We start from the raw sequence: 23,310 nt of genomic DNA, 5'->3' as shown, positions 1-23,310 counted from the left end.
CGCGATGCAATTTGCCTTGTTGTCGCCGGATCGATGCCTTTATGTTGCGCAGATAAAGACAGCGTGATTCACTCTTTGTTTCGCGCTAACTTGCAATCTGTTTGACCGGAGCTGTTTCTTGGGCCGCATATTCGTCATCGTCGGCGGACTTCTGGTGCTGCTGTTGACGGCAGCACTTGTCGTGCCGCCTTTTGTTGACTGGAGCGGCTATCGTGCCGATTTCGAGCGCGAGGCGAGCCGTGTTCTTGGGCGCCCTGTCAAGGTTGCGGGTGACGTCAGTGCACGGCTCTTGCCGTTCCCCTCGGTTGCATTTTCTGATGTGCGGGTTGGAGCCGATGCGGCTCATCCGGTAATGGCCGTCGACACGTTTTCGATGGATGCCGAGCTGATGCCGTTCCTGCGCGGCGAGCTTCTGATTTTCGATATGCGCATGGAGCGTCCCCGAGCTACGATCTCTCTCGACAGAAGCGGCAAGATTGACTGGGCAATCCGCCCGTCAACTCCGCTCGATCCAACGAAAATCAAACTCGAACGGCTTTCCATCAGTGACGGATCAATCACGCTGCGCGAAGAGGCAAGCGGCCGCAGTCATACTGCAACCGACCTCAACGCTGTGATCTCCGCAAACAGCCTTGCCGGGCCGTGGCAGGCAAACGGAAGTCTCGTTCTTCAGGGCGAAAAGCTTGCCATCGACCTAGCGAGCGGTGAAGCGAAGCCGGACGGGTCGCTGCGTGTTCGCGCACGTATTTCGCCGGAGTCAATCCCGGCTACTTTCGAGACCGATGGCGATGTGACCGTGACCGAAGGCCGGCTCGACTATGCCGGTGATTTTTCGCTCCGCTCTTCTGATATGGTTGCCAAAACGGCCAAGGATCAGAAGAAGGGGGCGGAGACGCCTTTTTTCAGTGGTGTGAGAGTAACAGGCACATTCAAGGCGGATCGCAATCGCTTTGATGCCAGCGAATTTCGGATGGAGCAGGGGCCTGCCGATAATCCTTATGTAGTGAATGGCACGGCATTCATCGATTATGGTAAAAAGCCGCATTTCGAGGTTAGCGCTGACGGTCAGCAGCTTTTTTGGGGGGCGAATAAAGCCGCAAGCGAAGAACAATCGGGTTCTGTCATGCCGGTTGCAGATCGTATTGCGATAGCGCGCCGCGTTCTCGAACAACTGCCTATTCCGACTATCCCCGGCAATGTGGATTTACGCCTTCCTGCCGTAATCGCAGGTGGGACAACGATACGCTCGGTCACAGTGAGCGCGGAACCTGATGGAAAGAACTGGAATATTCGTCAGTTTGCGGCCGATCTTCCGGGACGAACCAAGGTAGAAGCCAAGGGTACATTATCGGTCGGCAAGGATTTCGGTTTCAAGGGCGATATGCTCGTCGCCTCGCGTCAACCGTCCGGCCTGGCAAGCTGGCTCAATGAGACCGTTGACGATTCCATACGTAAGCTTGAAGGCGCTGGTTTTTCAGGGCGGGTCGATCTTCGCGACGGAATGCAGCGGATCGATAGTCTCGAAATTGCATTGGGGAAAACGACACTCAAAGGCTCGTTTGTTCGCGAAGTGAAGGGGGTGGCGCAACCAGCACTCACACTCACCCTCAATGGTCGGTCGGTTGAAAGTGAAGCCCTGCAGGCGTTTACAGCCTTTTTCTCCAGTGGTGAAGGGCTGGATTTTCTCGACGGGCAGTCGCTGAACCTGGCATTCAAGGCAGGGCCTGTCCGCTATCAGGACATGGAAGCGGCCAATGTCGATATGGCGCTCCGACTGCATGACGGGCGTTTCGATTTCGATCGGCTTTTGGTTGGCGATGTAGCGGGGACCACGCTGACCGCAACAGGCACTTATGAGCCTTTCGCCAATACGCCTTCCGGCTCGCTCGATGCGACGATCCTGTCCGGTGACCTTTCGCGTTTCCTCTCACTGATAGCCAATCGCTATCCCCAGTTGCCACTGTTTCACGCGCTTTCGTTGCGTGCGGCTAATTTTCCGGGACTGTTCGAGGATAGCGAAATTAATGTCGTTGCCAATGCTGTGGTGCCATCGGCGCCACAAGCCGGCAAGATCCCTGCAAGCGGCACGGTATCCAAGGGTAAGAGTGCTCGACCTGTCGAAGCGAATAGCAAAAGCACTCCCGGTGTAGGGGAGTTCTCGTTCAGCGTTACCGGAAAAACAGGAGGTATGAAGCTGGACCTTTCGGGTACGGCGAGCGGCGGTGAGGGGGAAAGCGAGCCGTTGCAGATGCAATTGAACGGCACTGCGATGTCGAAGCACGGTGAGGCGGTACTTGCTTTGATCGGTTTACCTGCCTTGCCTCTTGGGCTTGCTGGTGAGCTCACTGCCGATCTGAGCATGCAGGGTGCGCCGAGTGCGGGCATGCGAACATCGCTCAAACTCACCGCGACCGACGGGTCGGCGACGGCAGACGGCGTGATTTCATTGGTCGGCGGCGATATCGCTGCCAGCGGCAAGGCGCAACTGATGTCCGCCGATCTGCAGCCGTTCATCGCGACGGCTGGTCTTGCACTGCCCGGATTTGGTGAAGGGCTTTCAGCAGACCTCGCCAGCGATTTTCAGTTCGCAAAGGGTATCTTGCGTTTCCCCAATCTGGCCGGAAAGTTGGACGGAGAAGATGTTTCTGCGCGACTGGAGGCCAATTTTGCCGATAGTGGTTTGCCGCAGTTGAAGGGCGAGGCAAAGCTTGCAACGCTCGAGGTTGATAGTCTTGCCGCGATCATGCTTGGGCAGGATGCATTCGAGCCAGGAAAACATACAGCAAAGACAATTTGGCCGCGTGGTGCTTTCTCGGTCCGTCCATCTTTGCCGCTTCTGCTGGATATGAAGCTTAACGTGGCGCAAGCTCACATGGAGGGGTTTGGAACTGCCACAGATTTTTCCACACGACTTATGAAGACCATGGACGGACTTCAGTTAAATGAGTTGACGGGCAACTGGGCTGGCGGATACCTCGTTGGCAAAGTGTCTCTGAGTAACAGCGACAAGAACGCTATTCTCTCGACAGAGCTGAAATGGAGTGGCGCAAACCTCAAGGATTTTTACCAGCTCGAGAGTGGTACTGCGCCGCTCGGCGGTGTGGTGAAGGCTGCCGTCAATCTGAATGGCAGTGGTGAGAGCATTGCGGCGCTGGTCGGGTCATTGGCCGGAACTGCAAGTTTTGACGTGGAGAATTTTACCGTCAATGGTCTGGATGCGACGGCATTGCCTGCAATGATCGCGGCAGCCGATGCCACGGGCGACCAGTCTTCCGGTCCCGACAAGCTCGCCTCCAAGCAATTTGTCGGTATTGCTGACAAGGCAACCGGGCAGGGTACATTCGCACCAGGTAACGCACGGTTCGATTTTACGATCAGCGGCGGTGTTGCGCGTATGGCAGCGGCAAATCTGAACGACGGAAATGCAGCTCTCCTAAGTGATCTGCATTTCGATCTGTCGACACTCGGCATTGGTGGAAATGGTACCTTGACGTTCCAGAACGGCGATGGTGTCGATACGGGCATCTCTCCACAAGTAGCCTTTGCACTCAGCGGCAGCTACAGTGCGCCTGAGGTATCATTCGACAAACAGCCGCTCGTTCAGTTTCTGACTCAGCGTGCGCTTGAGCGCGAACAGGAACGTGTCGAATCGATGCAGGCGAGCCTGATGGAGAAACAGCGTCTTCGTCGCCAACTTGGGCTTTTCGAGGCGGAGGAAGCGGAACGTGATCGTTCACAGCGCGAGGATGAGGCAAGACGGCGTGCTGAGGCCAATGCGCGCGAAGTGGCCCGGAAAGCCGCCGAGGAGGCTCAACGGTCTCAGGCCGAGAAGCCGGAAAGCGGGCCGGCAGGCGGCTCGACAGATCCTCTGGCATCGCCAAGGGGTGGTCAATCCCTGAATGAGTTCCTGAAAAGTCTGGAACGCACTCCCGCTGCGCCGGCACCTCAGCCTTGAACTATTCTGGATTTAAGCCAGTCCAGAACATGCAGTCTAAGCGCGGAAGACAGATTGATTGACTTGTCACGCTTGCTGTCGATTTCAGCGATCAGAGCCGCCACGGAAAGCTCGCGCTCGGTCGCAATCTCTTCGACCAGTTCAAAAAACGAATCTTCCAGCGTATAACTGGTCGCGTGTCCACGGATACTGACGGAATGTTTGCGCAGCCGTCCCGACGAGGTCACTTTCTTTCGTCCGGCTTTGTGGTGCTTTCTCGACGGTTCTGATCCAGAAAACGTTCTGCTTTCGTTAATTCATTGCGAGCGAGAGCTTTTTCAATCTTGGTTCGACCGAATTGAATTCGGTTCTGGTCAGCCAGCCTTTCTTTTTCGGCGCGGGCTTTCTGCTTTTTGAATTGCTTGAGATTGACGATGTCGTTCATGGAACCACGCGGAAATGTTGAGGATACCTAAAAAATACCGCGTTTCGGCTCGGTCTCGCAAGCTCGTAATGGGTTGGCGTTATTTCTGCGGGTTCTTCGGATTGGTAAACCACCAGATGGCCAAGGACACCAAAATCAGAAGTATGAGGCCCACTGTCATCTGCAGCAGAGGAAAGTTGGGTTCATCCTTTGCGACGAAGAAGGCCGCTACGATGCCGCTTATCCACAATACTGCCTGAGCAATCGCACGAATCATCGAACTCAATCCTCAACTGTTGCCGCCACAACAGAGTATAAAACGCCCGCTTGTTTTTCACCATTGATCATGATCAACAACTAAAACAGAACTGTCCAATCAAATGGACAGGACCAGCAGGCGTTCGGGCGCATTCTACAATAAGGAAGGTGCGTATAGAATTACTTCTTACGGAATGCATCCAGGGAAACAACATCGGCAGAAGGTTTGGCTTCCTTGTCGGCGCCTTCATCTGCATTGTTGCCTTTGGACAGTGCAGCGTCTTTTTCGGCTACGGATTTGCGCGACTTCGATTTGGGTTTGTTTGTTTTCTCGACGGGCGTTTCTGCCGGGAGGATTTCGATCGGAGCTACATTGCCGCCTTCATCATTGTCGCTTTCAGGTTGTGCAACAGCAACATCGAACTCGAGTTCGAAATTGACGGAAGGATCGTAGAAGCCGCGGACGGCAGAAAACGGTACTGTGAGCTTTTCGGGAATATCACCGAACGACAGGCCCACTTCGAACAATTGATCCGTAACGAGCATGTCCCAGAACTGATGCTGCAAAACGATTGTCATCTGCTCGGGATATTTCTCCTTCAGGCGCGAGGAAATTCGCACACCAGGCGCTCCAGTCAGGAACGTGATGAAGAAATGATGGTTGCCCGGCAAGCCAGCCTTGGCCACTTCCGCAAGAACCTTGCGAATGACGCCGCGTAGGGCTTCCTGAGCGAGAATATCGTAACGGATCAGGTCTTGTACCATGGTTTGCTTATCCCACGGATTCGGAGGTCGATGTCAAGTTCGTTCTCGCAGGAACCGATGATATATGACCTGAAAAAGCAACAGGGCGATGTCTGTTGTGGGAAGATGTACAATTTTGAACGCAATAGGATAGGCTTGCCCCTACCGGCATCCAAAGGCCATCAGGAAGGTGCGCACTCCGTTGACGGCGCTATCCTCGATGATTGCATCGTCAACGCTTTGACCTGTCAGCATATGATAGTGTGTATCGGCATTGATAAGCGCCATGAAATGGCGTGCGGCAAGATCCGGATCATCAACGCGAAGATGGCCATCCATGGCAAGCCGTGCCAGACGCGCTGCTATGGCAGGAATAGCTTGCGCCGGGCCTTTAGTGCTGCAAATGTTCGCTGCGAGAGGCAAGTTAGTTTCGTTCGCCTGCATTAACCTGCGCAGAAAAGCGCCCGACGAATCGTAGATGCAATTCCGGCTCATGCGGATGGAAAAGGCCACGAGATTCTGTTCCAGGTCCTCGCCGGTCTGTGGAAAAGTAGCCAAAACCGCGAACAGGCTCGCGTTCATGCGTGTGAGCGCATCCTCGACAACGGCGGTGAGCAAGGCTTCTTTGTCGCGATAGTGGTTATAAATGGTCTGACGCGACACGCCTGCTTCGTTGGCGATGAGGTCTATGCTCGCGCCTTGAAAGCCGTCGCGATTGAAAACACGCGCCGCAGAGCACAAAATGAAGTCGCGCTTCATACACTGTCCGGGCTTTATCGCCACGGAATTCGGGCCCTTATCGGATACAGCACGCTTCTCGGGCAGAGCGGCAATGTCGATTATGTCAGTAGGCTTCATAACTCCAACATAAGATAGCTTGACGTTTTGGACAATGGTGTCTAATTTTACATCAATGTCAAAACTGTTTTGACTGCACGTATAGAAATGCTTTTCGCTACAGAGTTTTCAAGTGCCAGCCTTATGGAAAATGGGTCGGTACCATCAAGATCAAACGAAAACTGCTAGTGAATACAAATACCTATCTGTCCTGTGCCGGTTTGCGAAGTTGATGGCGCCATCCTCCCAAGCAAAGCCGGAGATTCTAAATCGGTGCAGGAATCTCACGAAACATTGATGAAAGCGCGTTCCCCATGGCTTCCAGTCTTGTGCGCAATGCCATTGTTCTTGGCCTTCTTTCCGCCATTGGCCCATTTGCGATCGATATGTATCTGCCCGCTCTACCGACCATCGCTGCTGACTTGCACGCGGAAACGGGGGCGGTGCAGATGAGCCTTCTGGCCTTTTTCATTGCTCTCGCGGTTGCGCAGCTCTTCTGCGGGCCGCTGTCCGACATGATCGGGCGCAAGCTTCCGCTCTACGGCGGGCTGGTCTTGTTTGGTATTGGCAGCATCGGTTCCGCTGTCGCTACCGATATAGACGTGCTCGTGCTTTTCCGTTTCGTCCAGGGGCTTGGCGCAGCGGCCGGTATGGTCATCCCGCGTGCTGTCGTGCGCGACCTTCATACAGGTATCGAGGCGGCGCGTCTCATGTCGCTTCTGATGCTGGTTTTCTCCATTTCGCCGATTCTTGCACCGCTGACAGGTTCCGTCATCATCAGCTTCTTCGGTTGGCGTGGCGTTTTCTGGGCGGTTCTGGTCGCTGCCGTCATTGGTATCATTCTGGTCGCAACGGCGCAGAAGGAAACACGCACGACAGAGGCGCGTCTTGAAAGCAATCTGGGCAGCGCTTTGCGTGGGTACGGCCGTCTTCTGAAAGACCGCTATTTCCTTGGCCTGGTTTTTGTCGGGGGCTTTGGTATCGCGTCGTTTTTTGTCTATCTCGCCAATTCGTCTTTCGTACTCATCGATCATTACGGCTTGACGCCAACGCAATATGCCATCGCTTTTTCGGCCAATGCCGTATCGTTCTTTGGTGTTTCCCAGTTGAACGGCTGGCTGGGGTCTCGTTTTGGACTTCGCCGTGTCATGCGATTTGCCGTTTCTGGATTTGCGGCGGCAATGCTGGCAATGCTTGCAGCAGTAGTCATGGGCCATCAGGCGCTTTGGCTGATTGCCGGATTCCTGTTCGTGGGGTATGGCTTCCTCGGCCTTGTCATACCGACAACGGCAGTGCTGGCTCTCGAAGATCATGGGGAGATTGCAGGGACTGCGTCAGCGCTGATGGGAACGATGCATTTTGTGATTGGCGGCTTGGCAATTGGCGTAACAGGGGCGTTCTTTGATGGAACGGCTGCGCCGATGGTCGGCGGGATCGCTGGCTGTGCGCTGATGGCCTTCTTGCTGACGCAGATCGTTCTAGCACGCAAGGCGGGTGAACTCGATACGGAAGCTGCGGTTGCATAGGCTTTTGGAAAGTGGAGGCTTCTGTTGCCAGGTGCCTCCGAACCCCGCCTTAAGGGGCTAACCCTAAGGACTTTAGAGTGGGTTTCCCGCACCGCCATTAGGCAGCGAGAGCATAACCCTGAGCTTTGTTGTCATTTGCAACTACTCAATTGACCCGATAACGGTGGTATCATGCCGAGTAAAAGAGCGATCTTTACACCCTTGTCGATCCTGTTTCGCCCCCGCCACAATACAAACCGATAGGATGATCTGTATTCTGGTGGAGGCGCCGGGTACCGCCCCCGGGTCCAATGGGTTTATTACACCGTCCGTTTATCACCATAGTCAGCTTGCGCCGACACGCCGTATATAGGCGCGGTTGATCGTGATTGGAAGAGGGGGCGCAGCTTTTAATGGGTTTTGCCAATAGGCTCCCGACAACCGGCCCTTGTGTTCATTTTTCATTGACAGCCTGCATTTGCTGGTAAATCCTCGCAGCATATCGGGGTCGGCAAGTAAATTCATATCTAGCTGGATTCCGTGGCTGAAACGGGGTGCTGATACCCCATTCGAAGGAGAGTGGATATATGAGTGAATATCTCGCGGATGTCCGTCGCTACGATGCCGGTGCCGATGAAGCTGTAGTCGACAAGATCGTCAAGCATCTGGGTATTGCGTTGCGCAATCGCGATTCCTCGCTCGTTTCGGCAACGGACCCGGAAGAAATGAAGCGCGTCCGCACCAACTGGGTTTCCAAGAAACTCGGCGTCGATGACGAAGCGAAGGGCGACGAAGTGGTTGCCCATGTTGCTGAAGTCATGAAGGGTGACCGCAACAAAAATCGCGTCACTTTCTATTATCTGGTTGCAAAACAGCTCGGGAAACTCGGCAGCCTCTGATCCACAGCGATCTCGTGAATCCGAAACCCCGGTGTCTCACGCCGGGGTTTTTTCTTTATAGTGGTTTCAAAACGAATCGGATTCTGGATATCCCCCATGCGCACCTATCTCGACCTCCTTCAACACGTGCTGGATACCGGTCTCGACCGTGGCGACCGCACGGGCACCGGCACACGGTCGGTTTTTGGCTATCAGATGCGCTTCAATCTGGAAGAGGGCTTCCCGGTTCTCACGACCAAGAAGCTGCATCTTCGCTCGATCATCCATGAGCTGCTCTGGTTTCTGAAAGGCGATACGAATATCGCTTATTTGAAGGAGAATGGTGTCTCGATCTGGGATGAATGGGCCGACGAGAATGGCGACCTCGGGCCGGTGTATGGTTATCAATGGCGCTCCTGGCCTGCGCCGGATGGCCGTCACATTGATCAGATCTCGAATCTTCTGAAGATGCTGCATGGGAATCCCAATTCGCGGCGTCTGATCGTATCGGCTTGGAACCCGGCGCTGGTCGATGAAATGGCCCTGCCGCCATGTCACTGTCTTTTCCAGTTTTATGTTGCGGACGGAAAGCTCTCCTGCCAGCTATATCAGCGTTCGGCGGATATTTTTCTGGGGGTGCCGTTCAACATAGCTTCCTATGCATTGCTGACAATGATGATCGCACAGGTTGCCGGGCTGAAGCCCGGAGAGTTCATCCATACGCTGGGTGACGCGCATATTTACGCTAATCATTTTGATCAGGCGCGTTTACAGCTTGCCCGGACGCCAAAGAAACTACCGGCTATGCGGATCAATCCGGACGTGAAGGATCTTTTTGCCTTCCGTTTCGAGGACTTCCAGCTTGAGGGTTATGAAGCTGATCCGACCATCAAAGCTCCTATTGCGGTCTGAGGTCCATAATGTGCGCAAACAGCCCGATAGTTTCGATCGTTGTTGCTGCCGCCAAAAATGGTGTCATTGGTCGCGACAATGACATGCCGTGGCGGCTCTCAACTGATCTCAAGCGTTTCAAGGCATTGACGCTCGGGAAGCCTGTTATCATGGGACGGCGGACCTGGGAATCCATCGGGCGTCCCTTGCCGGGACGACCCAATATCGTGGTGACGAGAGACAAGCAATTTCAAGCAGAAGGTGCGAGCATTGTCGGCTCTCTCGATGAAGCAATTGCACTTGGGCAAAAGCTGGCTACTGACCTCGCGGTGGAAGAGATTTGCGTCATAGGCGGTGGAAATATCTATGCGCAGGCCATGTCTCTTGCGGGTCGCATTCATCTGACTCGCGTTCTGGCTGAGATCGATGGAGATACGCATTTTCCGGAAATCGATCCGCAAGTTTGGTGCGTCGTGTCTGAGGAAGATGTGCCCGCCGGTGACAAGGATAGTCACCCAACGCGCTATTTCGTGTACGAAAAACGTGCTGTGTAAAGCATAGTTCACGAATTTTGTCGTCTTCGCGTTGAAAGCGGACCTCCCGATGCCTATAAAACGGAAACATTAGTTGATGACGGGAGTGGGCAGCTCGCTTTCCCGTCGCCTGGACGAGAGGTGAGGATGCCCTGGAGTAATCAGAACGGCGGCGGCGGCCCATGGGGCGGTGGCGGCGATAATAATAACAACAACAATAATGGCGGCCCTTGGGGACAAGGACCGAAAGCCCCACGCGGTGGCGGCCAGAACACCCCGCCTGATCTCGAAGATATTCTGCGAAAAGGACAAGATCGCCTGAAGCAGGTCTTCCCCGGCGGTGGCGGCAAGGGCGGCAGCAATCGCGGCATTCTTTTCCTTATTGGTGCGGCAGTTGTCGGCTTCTGGCTTTTCCAGTCGGTCTATACCGTGCAGCCGGATGAACTGGCTGTCGAACTGCGCTTCGGCAAGCCGAAGGACGAGGTGTCCGAGCCGGGCCTGCATTTCCATTGGTGGCCAATCGAAACCTATGAAAAGGCGCAGATCGTCGAAAAGCAGATTAATATCGGTGGTCAGGGCAACCGGAGTGCCACGCAGGGCTTGATGCTGACGGGCGACCAGAACATCGTCAACGTTCAGTTCTCTGTACTCTACCGCGTATCTGATCCACGCGCTTATCTTTTCAACGTCGACAGTCCCGATGCGATGGTACAGCAGGTTTCTGAAAGCGCGATTCGTGAAATCGTTGGTCGTCGTCCCGCTCAGGACGTTTTCCGCGATAACCGTTCGGCAATCGCGTCGAGCGTTCGCGACATCGTCCAGCAGACGCTCGACACTTATAAAGCCGGTATCCAGATCAATGCGGTTTCTATCGAGGATGCTTCGCCGCCACGTGAGGTCGCTGACGCCTTCGATGAAGTGCAGCGTGCCGAACAGGACGAAGATCGTTTCGTAGAAGAATCGAACCAATATTCAAATCAGAAGCTCGGTCAGGCTCGCGGTGAAGCAGCACAGCTTCGCGAAGAGGCCGCCGCTTACAAGAACCGTGTCGTTCAGGATGCGGAAGGTGAGGCGCAACGTTTCAGCTCTGTTCTGGGTGAATACCAGAAGGCGCCGGAAGTGACGCGTAACCGTCTGTTCCTCGAAACCATGGAACAGGTGCTGAAGAGCACCAAGAAAGTTATTGTCGAGCCTGGAAAGGATGTCGTGCCATATCTGCCGCTGAATGAACTCATGCGCCAGCAGCCACGCCCAGGCGTGAATGCGACTACGACGACCCCGAGCGGAGGTAACCAGTAATGGCTCAGAACAGGCTCCCAATCATTGGCGGCATTATCGCCGTCATCGCTTTCCTGATCTACTCCGCCACGTTCATCGTATCCGAGCGTCAGCAGGCTATCGTGCTTCGTTTTGGTCAGATCGTGGATGTGAAAACAGAACCGGGTATCTACTTCAAGCTGCCTTTCGGTTTTCTTGATGCAGATACGGTGCAATTGATCGATGATCGCCTCCTACGCTTTGATCTGGACGATATCCGCGTTCAGGTTTCGGGCGGCAAGTTCTATGACGTTGACGCATTCCTCGTCTACCGCATTACCGATGCCCGTAAGTTCCGCGAAACCGTTTCGGGCAGCACTCTTCTTGCCGAACAGCGTCTTCGTACGCGTCTCGATGCTGCTCTGCGTGGTGTCTATGGTCAGCGCGGTTTCGAAGCAGCACTTTCGGAAGAGCGCGGAGATATGATGCGCGAAGTGCGAGACCAGCTTCGTCCCGATGCGACGTCTCTTGGTCTGACCATCGCCGACGTACGAATTCGTCGTACCGATCTGACGGCCGAAGTATCGCAGCAGACTTATGACCGCATGAAGGCCGAGCGTCTCGCTGAAGCGGAGCGTCTGCGTGCCCGTGGCCGTGAAGCCGCCCAACGTATACGCGCTGTCGCTGATCGTCAGGTCGTTGAAACGATTGCGGAAGCGCGTAAAGAATCGGAAATCCTCCGCGGTGAAGGCGATGCACAGCGCAGTGAAATCTTCGCTGCCGCTGCGGGCAAAGATCCTGGCTTCTTTGCCTTCTACCGGTCGATGTCCGCTTATCGTGAGTCCCTTGAAACACCGGATACAACGCTGGTTCTCTCGCCGGATTCGGAGTTCTTCAAGTTCTTCCGTGATGCTGGCGGGAAGCTGGCAACGCCTGCCCAGTAGTATCCGGGTCAAACGCTCATGAGCGATTTTCTAGCCGCCGTAGGTCTTCTCTTCGTTCTCGAAGGGCTGCTCTACGGCGGCTTTCCTTCTTTGGCGAAGAAGCTTGCCCGTGATGCAAGCGAAGCACCGGAGAACATGTTGCGCATTGCCGGGATTGCAGCACTAGCAATCGGCGTCGGCATTGTCTGGCTTGTCAGGGGATAAGCCACTTTCCTCCCGTTAATTGTTGTCTGTAGTCTATGCGGGGCCGTAAACAGGCCGTATTTTGCAGCAATTAAGCCTTAGTATATCTATCGCTAATCAAACGACTGCAAGCAGACAGGAACGGAGCAGGGCTTCATGGCAATTGCACCAAAAGCGGGATTTGCTCGCACCCTTTTCGCAACCGTGGCATTGGGGGCGATGACCGTCACTGGAACTCTTTCGATAGGCGTGCCTTCGGCAATCGCGGCGCAGGGACCAGCTTCCGTTGCCGATCTGGCCGAAGGGCTGCTGGATGCGGTTGTGAACATCTCGACTTCCCAGACCGTCAAGGACGACGGCGAAGATGACGGCGCGGTGCCGATGCCGCAAGTGCCGGAAGGTTCTCCGTTCCAGGAATACTTCAAGGACTTTTTTGGTGACAAAGGCGGTGTGCAAGGTGAGGAATCACGCAAGGTCCAGTCGCTGGGTTCCGGCTTCGTCATAGATGCCGAAAAGGGCTTTATCGTCACGAACAATCACGTGATTGCCGATGCGGATGAGATCGAAGTCAATTTTAACGATGGCTCCAAGCTGAAAGCGGAGCTGATTGGAAAAGACATCAAGACCGATTTGGCCGTGCTGAAGGTAGACCCGGCCAAGCACAAGCTGCAGGCTGTACAGTTCGGGAACTCGGACAAGGCGCGTATCGGCGACTGGGTTCTTGCAATTGGCAATCCGTTCGGTCTCGGTGGAACGGTAACAGCGGGCATTATCTCGGCCCGCAAGCGCGACATCAATTCTGGTCCCTATGATGATTTCATTCAGACCGATGCGGCCATCAACCGGGGTAATTCCGGTGGGCCACTGTTCGATATGGACGGCAAGGTGATCGGCATCAACACGGCAATCATCTCGCCGTCGGGCGGCTCTATCGGTATCGGCTTTGCTATCCCCGCCGAAATGGCTGTGGGCGTGATTGACCAGATCAAGGAATTCGGTGAGGTTCGTCGCGGCTGGCTTGGTGTACGTATCCAGCCTGTAACAGAGGATATTGCCCAGAGTTTGGGACTTAAGGACGCCAAGGGTGCGCTGATTGCCGGTCTGATCGAGAATTCCGGCGTTGACAACAAGGCTATTGAAGCCGGTGACGTCGTGATCCGCTATGAAGGCAAGCCCGTCGAAACCGCACGTGATCTGCCACGGCTCGTTGCTGAAACCCCGGTCGGCAAGGAAGTCGAGATCGTCGTTATTCGTCAGGGCGAAGAAAAGACAGTGAAAGTCAAGCTCGGGCGCCTGGTTGAAGACGATAAGAGCACCGAAGCTGCGGCTGAAGATCAGGCTCCTTTGCCTGAGGGCGAGGGCGATGACGAAGGTACGCAAACACCGGATACGCCGAAAAAGGAACAGAAAAGCGATGCTGCGCCGAGCGTGCTTGGAATGAAGCTCAGCGAACTGAATGACGATGTTCGCGGAGAGTTTGGCATTGCAGAAGATGTGGAGGGGGTTGCTATCCTGTATGTTTCTCCAGGCTCTGCCGCGGGCGAGAAACGTATCGAAACCGGCGATGTTATCGTCGATGTAGGACAGGTGAATGTGAAGACACCAGAGGACGTTAAGAAACGTATTGATGCCCTGCGCCGCGAAGGACGCAAGAATGCGCTCATTATGCTGGCCTCACGGTCGGGAGAGCTGCGTTTTGTGACTGTCCGTCTCAATTGATTCTGAAATATACCTGTCGCGGAAACGGCATTGCAGGGAAATCTGCAATGCCGTTTTGTTTTGCGGTTTGAAACACTTGGCGCAAGAGCTGCATAAAGAGATTCGAACGTTTCATCAGTTGCCGTACAAAATGGCGTGGCCTTCTGTTTCATTATCGTCCGGTGTGCTATGGACCGGCGCCATTTGGAGTAGGGTTAGTTGGAAACAGTCGACATTGTGGTCATAGGCGCTGGCGCGGCAGGCATGATGTGCGCCATCGAGGCGGCCAGACGCGGACGTTCCGTGCTGGTAGTGGATCATGCAAAAGCTGCCGGTGAGAAAATACGCATATCGGGCGGCGGTCGCTGCAACTTCACCAATCTTTATGCAAGCCCGAAGAACTATCTCTCGCAGAACCCGCACTTCTGTATTTCGGCTATGAGTCGCTACACGCAGCGCGACTTCATTGCGCTCGTGGAGCGTCACCGTATCGCCTACCATGAAAAGACGCTTGGCCAGCTTTTCTGTGATGGCTCGGCGTTGCAGATAATTGAAATGTTGCTCGGAGAAATGAAGCGCAACGGCGCGCGATTGAAGCTTGGTTGCAGTGTCAGTTCGGTCGAAAAAACCGCGAAGGGCTTTTCACTTCAACTGTCGGATGGACCTGTTGGCTGCCGATCGCTGGTGGTGGCCTGTGGTGGGAAGTCGATTCCCAAGATGGGGGCGACAGGATTCGGCTACGACATCGCGACACAATTTGGGTTGCGGATTGTCGAAACACGACCGGCGCTTGTGCCGCTTACATTTGAACCCAACACATTGGAACGGCTAAAGCCGCTGGCCGGTGTTGCCGTGGATGCCGTTGTCTCCTGCGGCAAAGCCGATTTTGCCGAGGCGATGCTTTTTACGCATCGTGGCATTAGTGGACCTTCGATCCTGCAGATTTCTTCCTATTGGCGGGAAGGCGATGAGATCCGCATTGCGATGCTGCCTAAAGTTGACATTTTTGAAGCACTGCGCGAGCAGCGCAAACAGAACGGCAAGCAAGCACTGCAGACCGCTCTGGCGCTTTATCTTCCGAGGAAGCTTGCGCAGACCGTTGCCGAAGATATCGGTGCGGTTGGTCATCTGGCGGATATATCCGACAAGATATTCCGTCGTGTTGAGGCCGCGATAAACGACTGGCGTATCAAACCCGCCGGCTCGGAAGGCTATCGTACGGCTGAGGTCACACTTGGAGGGGTCGATACACGCGATCTCGACTCCAGGACCATGGAAGCCAAAGCCGTTCCCGGACTGTTTTTCATCGGCGAGGTCGTCGATGTTACCGGGTGGCTCGGCGGCTATAATTTCCAGTGGGCATGGTCTTCGGGCTGGGTGGCCGGTCAGTCTGCCTGAATGCGATAGACTGTGTGACGCTTCAAATGCGGAGTTTCATCCGGCACGCGAGGATGATCGAAATCGCTTGCCGGATCGCGGGTCATGCCGATGCGCTGCATGACAGCCGTGGATCGCTCGTTATTGTGAACGGCGAAAGAAACCACTTCCGAGAGGCCAAGAGCGTCAAAAGCATATTCGATCAGCGCTTTGCCGGCTTCGGTTACATAGCCCTTGCCCCAAAAGGGAGTGGCCAGTCGCCAGCCGATTTCAACCGTGCCGTCCGGTAAATGCGGTTCCAGGTTGGTGCGGGCGAGACCGGCGAAGCCGATGCACTGACCACGTTCTTTTTCTTCCAATGCATAGAAGCCGAGGCCCGTTTCAGAAATCATCTTCTGGAGGTGGTCGAAAAGTTCATCCGATTGCGAGCGATTCCTGCGAAAGGGAAAGAAGCGCATCACTTCTTCATCAGAATTGAGGACATGGAACAGGTCGCGGTCGCGATCCTCCCAGTTTCGGATGATAAGGCGTGGCGTTTCCAGAATAATCATTGAACGAAGTCCGTCTTTCGATAGCCCTGAATATAGAGGAGGGCAGTCAGGTCGCCATGGTCAACCCGCATTCTGGCCTGAGCCGCCACCGCTGGCTTTGCGTGGAGTGCGACGCCGGTGCCTGCAAGCTTGATCATGCCGAGATCGTTCGCTCCGTCGCCCACCGCAATTGCGTCATCCGGTTTGAGGCCAAGGCGCTCGGATATCTCCACGAGTTTCTCGACTTTGGCTTCACGGCCAAGAATTGGTTCTGTGACAAGGCCAGTCAGATGCATGCCATCGTCGATCAGCCTGTTTGCACGCTCTTCGTTGAAGCCGATCATTTCAGCAATACGTTGGGTGAATGAGGTGAACCCGCCGGACACAAGCGCCGTGTAAGCACCATGTTTACGCATAGTGCGGACGAGTTCGGGCCCGCCCGGCATTAGTGTGATGCGGGTTGCAATGACCTTGTCGATTACATTGAGCGGCAGGCCTTTCAACAAGGCCACACGCTCGCGCAAAGCCGGTTCAAAGGCGATCTCGCCATTCATGGCACGTGCGGTGATTGCCGCCACATGTTCGCGCAGCCCGGCTTCTTCTGCCAGTTCGTCGATGCACTCTTGCTGAATCATCGTAGAATCCATGTCAGCAATCAGAATTTTCTTGCGTCGGCGCTCCTGTTCCTGCACCACGACGTCGACCGGCGCGCCATCAAGCGAACGGCGCAGCAGGGTTTCGGCTTCTTCACTGCTGATCCCCGATGGAAGCGGAATGTCGCAGGCGATGTTGTCGGCCAGCCAATAGAGACCGGTTGCATTCACTGCCGCTGAGGCTTTAATCCCAAGCGCTGATGCAAGCGAGGCTTTGGCCGGGTTGGCAATCAAAGTGGCGACGAGAGAAACCTGTTGGGACATGGAGAACAATTCCGGCGATGAATGAAGGGGCGGTCACGAATGCAATCCTGATAGCTGGCCCGACGGCCAGCGGCAAGTCGGCACTTGCCATTCGCATTGCGCGTGAGACTGGCGGTTTCATCGTGAACACCGATTCCATGCAGATTTACGATGTTCTTGATCTTCTGACTGCGCGACCGGACAAGGCAGATCTTGCCGCCGCAGAACATCATCTCTATGGACATGTTCCTCCGTCGGTATCCTATTCGACCGGACGATGGCTGGATGACGTAGCCAGCCTGTTATCACAACCTGTCATGAAAAATAGACCCCCGATCTTTGTTGGCGGAACTGGGCTTTACTTCAGAGCGCTGCTCGGAGGACTGTCACAAATGCCAGAGATACCAGGTGATGTTCGCGCCTACTGGCGGGGACGGATGGAGGCGGATGGTCCAGAAAATCTTCACCGGCTCCTCAGCGAACGTGATCCGGATATGGCTTCAACCCTTCAACCATTCGACAGCCAGCGCATTGTCCGGGCGCTGGAAGTTTTTGAAGGTACTGGAAAGTCACTTCTTGGGTGGCAGCAGACAAAAGGGCGAGTGCTGGTAGACGATGATAGCGCGCGCAAAGTCGTGTTGCTGCCGGACCGGACATGGCTTTCCGAGCGCATTGCTCGGCGATTTGCTCTCATGTGGGACAATGGCGCGATTGACGAAGTGAAAGCTTTGCTGGCGCTTGATCTCGACCCGGCATTGCCTGCAATGAAGGCCATTGGTGTACGCGAGATCGCGGCATTTCTGCAATGTTCAATGTCGCGGGAAGCAGCCATTGAACGTTCGGTCGTCGCCACCCGACAATATGCAAAGCGTCAGTCAACCTGGTTTCGCAATCAGCTCGATGATCGGTGGCACGTACACGCAAACTCTGATGATGCCTTCGCTCAATTAACGACAACGAAATAACTCGCTGGCACTCTTTGATACAGGAGAGGCGGGCGCGAACAATGCGATTCCATAAATCGGAGCGGGCATTTTTCATTCTGATTGTTTTGATGTTCGGTATCGGGCTGTTGGTCTATCAAGCTCGTGTCGACATCGGACAATTGCAGGCGTTGCCTCTTGATGTGGGTACTTCTGAACTCGTGTCGAGGCTTGACCAGTTGAGTTACGTCACAATCTGGGTGCTAATTGCGACCATCGCTTGCGGGCTGTTCCTGATCTATCCGCAAATCCGTACCGATGCGCAGGACCGCGGCAAGTTGCAGGTCATTACGCAGGATCTATCCGAACGATCGCAAACCTTGGAACACGCCGCGCTGACGGATAGCCTGACCGGCATGCAGAACAGGCGGTATTTCGATGAGGCGCTGAAGGAATATCTGGTTCAATTTGACCGTATCCAGCGACCTGTCGGGCTGATGATTATCGATCTCGACCACTTCAAGGCAGTGAATGACACTTATGGGCATGACATTGGCGACATCGTGCTGCAAGAAGTGGCGCGGTGTCTCAAGGACTATACGCGGTATCATGACGTCGTTGCCCGGCTTGGCGGCGAAGAGTTCGCAGTCCTTGCGCCGAACATGGACGCGGAATTGATGATCAAACTTGCCAATCGAATCCGCAAAGCCATATCGACGCTCGAAATCGATCTGGGCGATGAAAAGCTTGGCGTCACTGTCAGTATTGGCCTTGCCATATGGGACAGGCGCGAGAACTCGAAGGATCTCTATCGCCGGGCCGACAAAATGCTCTATGCCGCTAAGAACATGGGGCGGAATCGTGTCTGTGCGTGAATTTAGCGCTCGCGATCCTTCCGAAAATTGCGTACCAGTTCCCCCATCTTTTCAATGCTTTGCTTCGCATCAAGGCTGAGTGATACCTGCGGCCTTGCTGGGGGCGAAAAATCATCGGCCGGTGAGTAGCCCACACGACTGGTGGAAGCCGGACTGCCCCACAGACTATCCTCGTCTCCGAGGTGGTCCACCGATTCCACCTGTGAACTGTTCTCAAAAGCGCGCAACTTTTCAACGATACGGTCGAGCGATACTTTGCCCTCGCTGCGCCAGCTCGAAAGAGCACTGTCGTTCTTGCTGCGTCCTGGAAGCTGATGCGGGGGAATGGTTTCGAATGTAAGGCGCATCGGCGTAGAGAATGCCTCGCCAAAGGCTATCGCTTCGCGATTGGCGATTGATGAAAGAAAGCCTGCCATGCTTTGCGCGCCGCCGCGAATAGCGCCCCTAATAATCTCCTGATCACGTTCATTGCCGAGGCGCATTGCAAAAATCGAGTTGCACTGTGACAGGATTGTTGGATCAAGCTCGCCGGGGCGCTGGCTTATCACTCCGAGATAGGAGCCGTACTTCCGCCCCTCTTTGGCAATTCGCGCTATGGCTTGTCTTGTTGGCCAGAACCCTGCCTCACGATCGCTGGGAATATACCGATGCGCTTCTTCACAGATCACGAGCGTCTGTAAGCTACCCTCGCTTGATAGAGCGATATCGAATGACAGACGGCACAAGACGGAAGCAACAGCGTTGACGACTTCGGATGGCAAGCCTGCGAGCTGAAATGTGCAGATAGGCTTGTCGTTTTGCGGGATGCGGAAAATCCGGCCAATGGCCTGCCGCATTGTTTCCGGGCCTCCAGTTACGGCGAACATGAAACGGAAGCGAGGATCGGCTGAGATCGATTCCAGTCGAGCCTTGAGGCTACGCAGATAGGGACGTTCCGTCTTGCTGTCGAGAAGTCCCATACGTTCATCGATGAGGGCTATCAGGTCAGCCAAGCGATAGGCGACAGGCGTGTCGGCGCTGACGCTTTGGCGGTCGGCAAGCTGTCGTCGCAGTGTTTTCGTGGCGGGCGTATCAGTGCCTTGCATTTTTTCGCGGGCAAGCTGGACCAGATCACGCAATATATCGAGTTCTACAGGATCCGGTGGACGACCGCGGAAGATCACATCTGCAAACTCGTCCAATCGCAGCATCCAGAATGGTAGTTCGATATTGGTTTGATCGACAGCCACCGCCAGATCGGGAAATGCACTCGCGAACTCATTGTGTGGATCGAGGATAAGCACGCGCAGATTAGGCTTTTCGGCGACGATCCGGCGGAGCAACAGCATGACTGCACTCGATTTACCGACGCCCGTTGTGCCGACGATAGCGAAGTGCCGGGAGATAAGATCTTCGACCGATATGTAGGCGGGTACGGTCGCGTCCTGTGTGAGCGTACCGATTGAAACGCTGCTGTTGCCGGTTTGTGCATAAATGGCAGCCAGATCGGTGGCGCGGATGCGGTGGGCAATCGCGCCAGGGTGGGGGAACTGCGAGATACCGCTGTTGAATGTGGTTTGTCCGGCAGGCTGGACGCGAACTTCGCCTAGAAACTCAACATGGACATGGAGCATGTTGTCACCACCGCGTATCCAGATATCTCCGGGAACAAGTACATTGCGGATGAGGCCTACGACGCGGCTTTTACCTGTCTGAATGGATATAAGCTGGCCTACGGTCCAATAATCGTCAGACGCGGTCGACGAAGGACCTGACACTGCTGAGACGATGGCGCTCTCGCCGTCACATTGGATAACATAGCCTTCCGTGCGGTTGCGATGGACAAAATCGCTCTGCCCCCGCCCGTTGGAACTGTCCCGGATTTCGCTCATGCTGCCCACTCCGCCCCAAACTTCAACAGGAGGTTTTGCATCAGGATAAGAATCTTCTGTTGAAATAAAGTTATCGTTTGGGGCGATTGAGCCTAAGAAAATATCACGCGCGACGCATTTATGCGTTGACGACGCCAAATCCCGCTATTAGTGTCCGCGACCATGAACACGATTATTATTCTTGTGGTACGGGCGCGCATGGGCAGGATGGTGTAACCATCCGGCGAAAGCTCCCATGCGCGAAAGACAGGCTCCCTCGGGGGCCTTTTTTATTATCCAGATCAGAAATGAAATGCAGACGACGGGAAGAGAACAATGACTGCAGGTAAACGTGAGGCGGACGCAAACGCCGCAGAAACGCAGGAAGCAAGCAATCCACGCGAAATGACCGGCGCTGAAATGGTCATTCAAGCTTTGATCGATCAGGGCGTGGAGAGCCTCTTCGGTTATCCCGGCGGCGCCGTGCTTCCGATCTATGACGAGTTGTTCCAACAGGACAAGATACAACACATTCTGGTCCGCCATGAGCAGGGTGCGGGGCATGCTGCGGAAGGCTATGCACGTTCGACCGGCAAGGTCGGAGTGATGCTTGTTACGTCCGGTCCCGGGGCGACCAATGCAGTCACGCCGCTGCAGGATGCTCTGATGGACTCTATTCCATTGGTTTGCATTTCAGGCCAGGTTCCGACAACGCTGATCGGTTCCGATGCATTTCAGGAGTGCGATACTATCGGCATCACACGTCCGTGTACCAAGCACAACTGGCTGGTGAAGGATGTCAACGATCTGGCACGCATTCTGCATGAAGCCTTTCATGTCGCTTCCACCGGTCGTCCCGGTCCTGTTGTTGTTGACATTCCAAAGGATATCCAGTTCGCCAAGGGCATTTATACGCCGCCAGAGACGGTGCCGCGCACCAGCTACCGTCCGGCTCTCGACGGCAATGCTCAGGCAATCTCGGATGCCGTTCGACTGCTTGTCAACGCGAAGAAGCCTGTCATCTATTCTGGCGGCGGCGTGATCAATTCCGGCCCGGCAGCTTCCCGTCTGCTGCGCGAACTGGTCGAGATCAGCAATTTTCCGATCACATCTACGCTGATGGGGCTTGGTGCCTATCCGGCCTCGGGCAAGAACTGGCTCGGCATGCTCGGTATGCACGGTACCTACGAAGCCAATATGACCATGCACGATTGTGATGTCATGCTGTGCGTCGGCGCCCGTTTCGACGACCGCATCACCGGGCGTCTGAACGCATTTTCTCCGAACTCGAAGAAAATCCATATCGATATCGACCCGTCATCGATTAACAAAAGCGTTCGCGTTGATGTCCCGATAATTGGCGACGTCGCGCATGTTCTGGAAGATATTGTTCGGCAATTCCGCGCCTCTGACAAAAAGCCGGAGAAGCAGGCTATCAGCGCGTGGTGGGAACAAGTCGATCGCTGGCGTGCCCGCAATTCGCTCGCTTATGCGCCGAACAAAGACGTTATCATGCCGCAATATGCAATTCAGCGGCTTTATGAACTGACCAAGGATCGGAAGACCTATATCACTACTGAAGTTGGTCAGCACCAGATGTGGGCAGCGCAATTCTATGGCTTCGACGAGCCAAACCGCTGGTTGACCTCTGGCGGGCTCGGCACGATGGGCTACGGACTGCCAGCAGCACTCGGCGTGCAGATCGCACATCCTGATGCGCTGGTTATCGATATTGCAGGCGATGCCTCAATCCAGATGTGCATTCAGGAAATGTCGGCTGCTATCCAGCATAATGCTCCGATCAAGATTTTCATCTTGAACAACCAGTATATGGGCATGGTGCGCCAGTGGCAGCAACTCCTGCATGGCAACCGCCTGTCGCACTCCTATACCGAGGCAATGCCTGATTTTGTCAAGCTGGCCGAAGCTTACGGTGCGCATGGCATCCGCTGCGACAAACCGGGTAATCTCGATGCAGCCATTCAGGAAATGATCGATATCGACAAGCCGGTCATTTTTGATTGCCGCGTGGCAAATCTCGCCAACTGCTTCCCGATGATTCCGTCGGGCAAAGCGCATAATGAAATGCTGTTGCCGGATGAAGCAACGGATGAGGCAGTCGCCAACGCTATCGATGCCAAGGGCCGCGCGCTCGTCTGATCCTGGAGAAAAAATCATGAATGCACAGAACCTAGCTTCCGGATCGGCCTATTTTATTGCAGCCGAAACGCAAACGCCGGAAACCCATACGCTTGCCGTGCTCGTTGACAACGAACCGGGTGTCCTCGCCCGCGTGATTGGTCTTTTCTCCGGTCGTGGCTACAATATTGAAAGCCTGACGGTTTCGGAAACCGAGCATGAAAAGCATCTCTCGCGCATCACAATCGTGACGCGCGGCACGCCTCACGTGCTTGACCAGATTCGCCATCAGTTGGCTCGTATTGTTCCGGTGCACCGCGTTGTCGATCTCAGCCATCGCGCATTTGAACTCGGTCACGACCGTCCTGTCGAGCGTGAACTGGCGCTGGTGAAGGTTGCAGGTAAAGGCGAGGCAAGGGCCGAAACGCTTCGTCTTGCCGATGCCTTCAAGGCCAAGGTGGTGGATGCGACGACCGATCATTTCATCTTGGAAATTACCGGAAAGACCGCCAAGATTGATCAGTTTATCTCGATCATGAAGCCACTGGGGCTGGTTGAAACCTGCCGTACGGGAGTTGCAGCCATGAATCGCGGTCCGGAAAGCATGTAAGGGTTTTCCACAAAACTGATACAA

At 54.8% G+C, this 23,310-nt stretch carries 22 protein-coding genes and 1 other RNA gene; 14 read left to right on the top strand and 9 right to left on the bottom strand.

Translation table 11 applies throughout. From position 1 onward, the window contains the following. Positions 1-118 precede the first annotated feature (118 nt). Positions 119-3,955, top strand: a complete 3,837-nt coding sequence (locus FJQ48_RS17690) for an AsmA family protein (protein ID WP_139976221.1) — start codon at positions 119-121, stop codon at positions 3,953-3,955. Here the strand turns inward: FJQ48_RS17690 and FJQ48_RS17685 are convergent. The 5 genes from FJQ48_RS17685 to FJQ48_RS17670 form a co-directional block, all read right to left on the bottom strand. Continuing rightward, on the bottom strand, positions 3,946-4,182 hold the full coding sequence (locus FJQ48_RS17685; protein ID WP_139976220.1) for a ribbon-helix-helix domain-containing protein: 237 nt from the start codon (positions 4,180-4,182) through the stop codon (positions 3,946-3,948). The two genes, FJQ48_RS17690 and FJQ48_RS17685, sit on opposite strands and share 10 nt — an antisense overlap. Next, complete coding sequence (locus FJQ48_RS17680) at positions 4,179-4,379, bottom strand: DUF4169 family protein (protein WP_139976219.1); 201 nt, start codon at positions 4,377-4,379, stop codon at positions 4,179-4,181. The genes FJQ48_RS17685 and FJQ48_RS17680 overlap by 4 nt, the downstream gene beginning before the upstream one ends. Before the next feature lie 79 nt (positions 4,380-4,458). Further along, a complete protein-coding gene (locus FJQ48_RS22475; RefSeq protein WP_180350230.1) occupies positions 4,459-4,635 on the bottom strand; it encodes a hypothetical protein in 177 nt (58 codons plus the stop codon). A gap of 161 nt (positions 4,636-4,796) precedes the next feature. Beyond that, on the bottom strand, positions 4,797-5,381 hold the full coding sequence (locus FJQ48_RS17675) for an SspB family protein (protein WP_139976218.1): 585 nt from the start codon (positions 5,379-5,381) through the stop codon (positions 4,797-4,799). Positions 5,382-5,522: 141 nt separating this feature from the next. Next, positions 5,523-6,218 (bottom strand): TetR/AcrR family transcriptional regulator, encoded by a 696-nt coding sequence (locus FJQ48_RS17670; RefSeq protein WP_139976217.1) that lies wholly within the window; start codon positions 6,216-6,218, stop codon positions 5,523-5,525. Positions 6,219-6,511: 293 nt separating this feature from the next. Between FJQ48_RS17670 and FJQ48_RS17665 the strand changes: the two genes are divergently transcribed. Continuing rightward, entirely contained in the window at positions 6,512-7,723 is a 1,212-nt protein-coding gene (locus tag FJQ48_RS17665) for a multidrug effflux MFS transporter (protein ID WP_139976216.1), read from the top strand. Positions 7,724-7,733: 10 nt separating this feature from the next. On the opposite strand, the gene ssrA is transcribed toward FJQ48_RS17665, so the two are convergent. Further along, positions 7,734-8,101: a transfer-messenger RNA gene (gene ssrA / locus FJQ48_RS17660) on the bottom strand. Positions 8,102-8,289: 188 nt separating this feature from the next. On the opposite strand from ssrA, the gene FJQ48_RS17655 reads away from it, so the two are divergent. The 8 genes from FJQ48_RS17655 to FJQ48_RS17620 all read left to right on the top strand — a co-directional run bounded on the left by FJQ48_RS17655 (position 8,290) and on the right by FJQ48_RS17620 (position 15,484). After that, complete coding sequence (locus FJQ48_RS17655; RefSeq protein WP_139976215.1) at positions 8,290-8,601, top strand: DUF2853 family protein; 312 nt, start codon at positions 8,290-8,292, stop codon at positions 8,599-8,601. A gap of 96 nt (positions 8,602-8,697) precedes the next feature. Next, positions 8,698-9,492 carry a thymidylate synthase gene (locus tag FJQ48_RS17650; protein WP_139976214.1) on the top strand — a complete coding sequence of 265 codons (795 nt, stop codon included), beginning with the start codon at positions 8,698-8,700 and terminating at the stop codon, positions 9,490-9,492. Between the two features lie 8 nt (positions 9,493-9,500). Further along, positions 9,501-10,025 (top strand): dihydrofolate reductase, encoded by a 525-nt coding sequence (locus FJQ48_RS17645; protein WP_139976213.1) that lies wholly within the window; start codon positions 9,501-9,503, stop codon positions 10,023-10,025. Positions 10,026-10,151: 126 nt separating this feature from the next. Next, positions 10,152-11,303 carry an FtsH protease activity modulator HflK gene (hflK, locus tag FJQ48_RS17640; protein WP_139976212.1) on the top strand — a complete coding sequence of 384 codons (1,152 nt, stop codon included), beginning with the start codon at positions 10,152-10,154 and terminating at the stop codon, positions 11,301-11,303. Then, positions 11,303-12,205, top strand: coding sequence for a protease modulator HflC (locus FJQ48_RS17635; RefSeq protein WP_139976211.1), 903 nt, complete (start codon positions 11,303-11,305; stop codon positions 12,203-12,205). The genes hflK and FJQ48_RS17635 overlap by 1 nt, the downstream gene beginning before the upstream one ends. An 18-nt stretch (positions 12,206-12,223) precedes the next feature. Next, positions 12,224-12,409, top strand: coding sequence for a DUF2065 domain-containing protein (locus FJQ48_RS17630; protein WP_139976210.1), 186 nt, complete (start codon positions 12,224-12,226; stop codon positions 12,407-12,409). 135 nt (positions 12,410-12,544) lie between these two features. After that, entirely contained in the window at positions 12,545-14,107 is a 1,563-nt protein-coding gene (locus tag FJQ48_RS17625) for a Do family serine endopeptidase (RefSeq protein WP_139976209.1), read from the top strand. A 198-nt stretch (positions 14,108-14,305) separates the two neighbouring features. Then, positions 14,306-15,484 (top strand): NAD(P)/FAD-dependent oxidoreductase, encoded by a 1,179-nt coding sequence (locus FJQ48_RS17620; RefSeq protein WP_139976208.1) that lies wholly within the window; start codon positions 14,306-14,308, stop codon positions 15,482-15,484. On the opposite strand, the gene FJQ48_RS17615 is transcribed toward FJQ48_RS17620, so the two are convergent. Next, complete coding sequence (locus FJQ48_RS17615) at positions 15,472-16,014, bottom strand: GNAT family N-acetyltransferase (RefSeq protein WP_139976207.1); 543 nt, start codon at positions 16,012-16,014, stop codon at positions 15,472-15,474. The genes FJQ48_RS17620 and FJQ48_RS17615 overlap by 13 nt on opposite strands. Beyond that, positions 16,011-16,910, bottom strand: a complete 900-nt coding sequence (serB, locus tag FJQ48_RS17610; RefSeq protein ID WP_139976206.1) for a phosphoserine phosphatase SerB — start codon at positions 16,908-16,910, stop codon at positions 16,011-16,013. Before serB ends, FJQ48_RS17615 begins: the two co-directional genes overlap by 4 nt. Before the next feature lie 17 nt (positions 16,911-16,927). Between serB and miaA the strand changes: the two genes are divergently transcribed. Together miaA and FJQ48_RS17600 are read left to right on the top strand one after the other, a co-directional pair. Then, on the top strand, positions 16,928-17,854 hold the full coding sequence (gene miaA / locus FJQ48_RS17605) for a tRNA (adenosine(37)-N6)-dimethylallyltransferase MiaA (protein ID WP_139976205.1): 927 nt from the start codon (positions 16,928-16,930) through the stop codon (positions 17,852-17,854). Positions 17,855-17,895: 41 nt separating this feature from the next. After that, positions 17,896-18,687: a GGDEF domain-containing protein gene (locus FJQ48_RS17600; RefSeq protein ID WP_139976204.1), complete on the top strand. Its 792-nt coding sequence runs from the start codon at positions 17,896-17,898 to the stop codon at positions 18,685-18,687. A 2-nt stretch (positions 18,688-18,689) separates the two neighbouring features. On the opposite strand, the gene FJQ48_RS17595 is transcribed toward FJQ48_RS17600, so the two are convergent. Then, positions 18,690-20,558, bottom strand: a complete 1,869-nt coding sequence (locus FJQ48_RS17595) for an ATP-binding protein (protein WP_139976203.1) — start codon at positions 20,556-20,558, stop codon at positions 18,690-18,692. Between the two features lie 315 nt (positions 20,559-20,873). On the opposite strand from FJQ48_RS17595, the gene FJQ48_RS17585 reads away from it, so the two are divergent. Both FJQ48_RS17585 and ilvN read left to right on the top strand, forming a co-directional pair. Further along, positions 20,874-22,697 carry an acetolactate synthase 3 large subunit gene (locus tag FJQ48_RS17585; RefSeq protein WP_139976202.1) on the top strand — a complete coding sequence of 608 codons (1,824 nt, stop codon included), beginning with the start codon at positions 20,874-20,876 and terminating at the stop codon, positions 22,695-22,697. Positions 22,698-22,713: 16 nt separating this feature from the next. After that, the gene (gene ilvN, locus FJQ48_RS17580) at positions 22,714-23,286 is read left to right on the top strand and encodes an acetolactate synthase small subunit (RefSeq protein ID WP_139976201.1); all 573 of its coding nucleotides are present in this window, start codon (positions 22,714-22,716) and stop codon (positions 23,284-23,286) included. Positions 23,287-23,310: the final 24 nt, after the last annotated feature.

Source organism: Ochrobactrum sp. CGA5 (genome assembly GCF_006345815.1).
Lineage (GTDB): Bacteria > Pseudomonadota > Alphaproteobacteria > Rhizobiales > Rhizobiaceae > Brucella.
The sequence above is the reverse complement of the archived record's forward strand: the minus strand, read 5'-3'. Positions and strand labels throughout refer to the sequence as shown.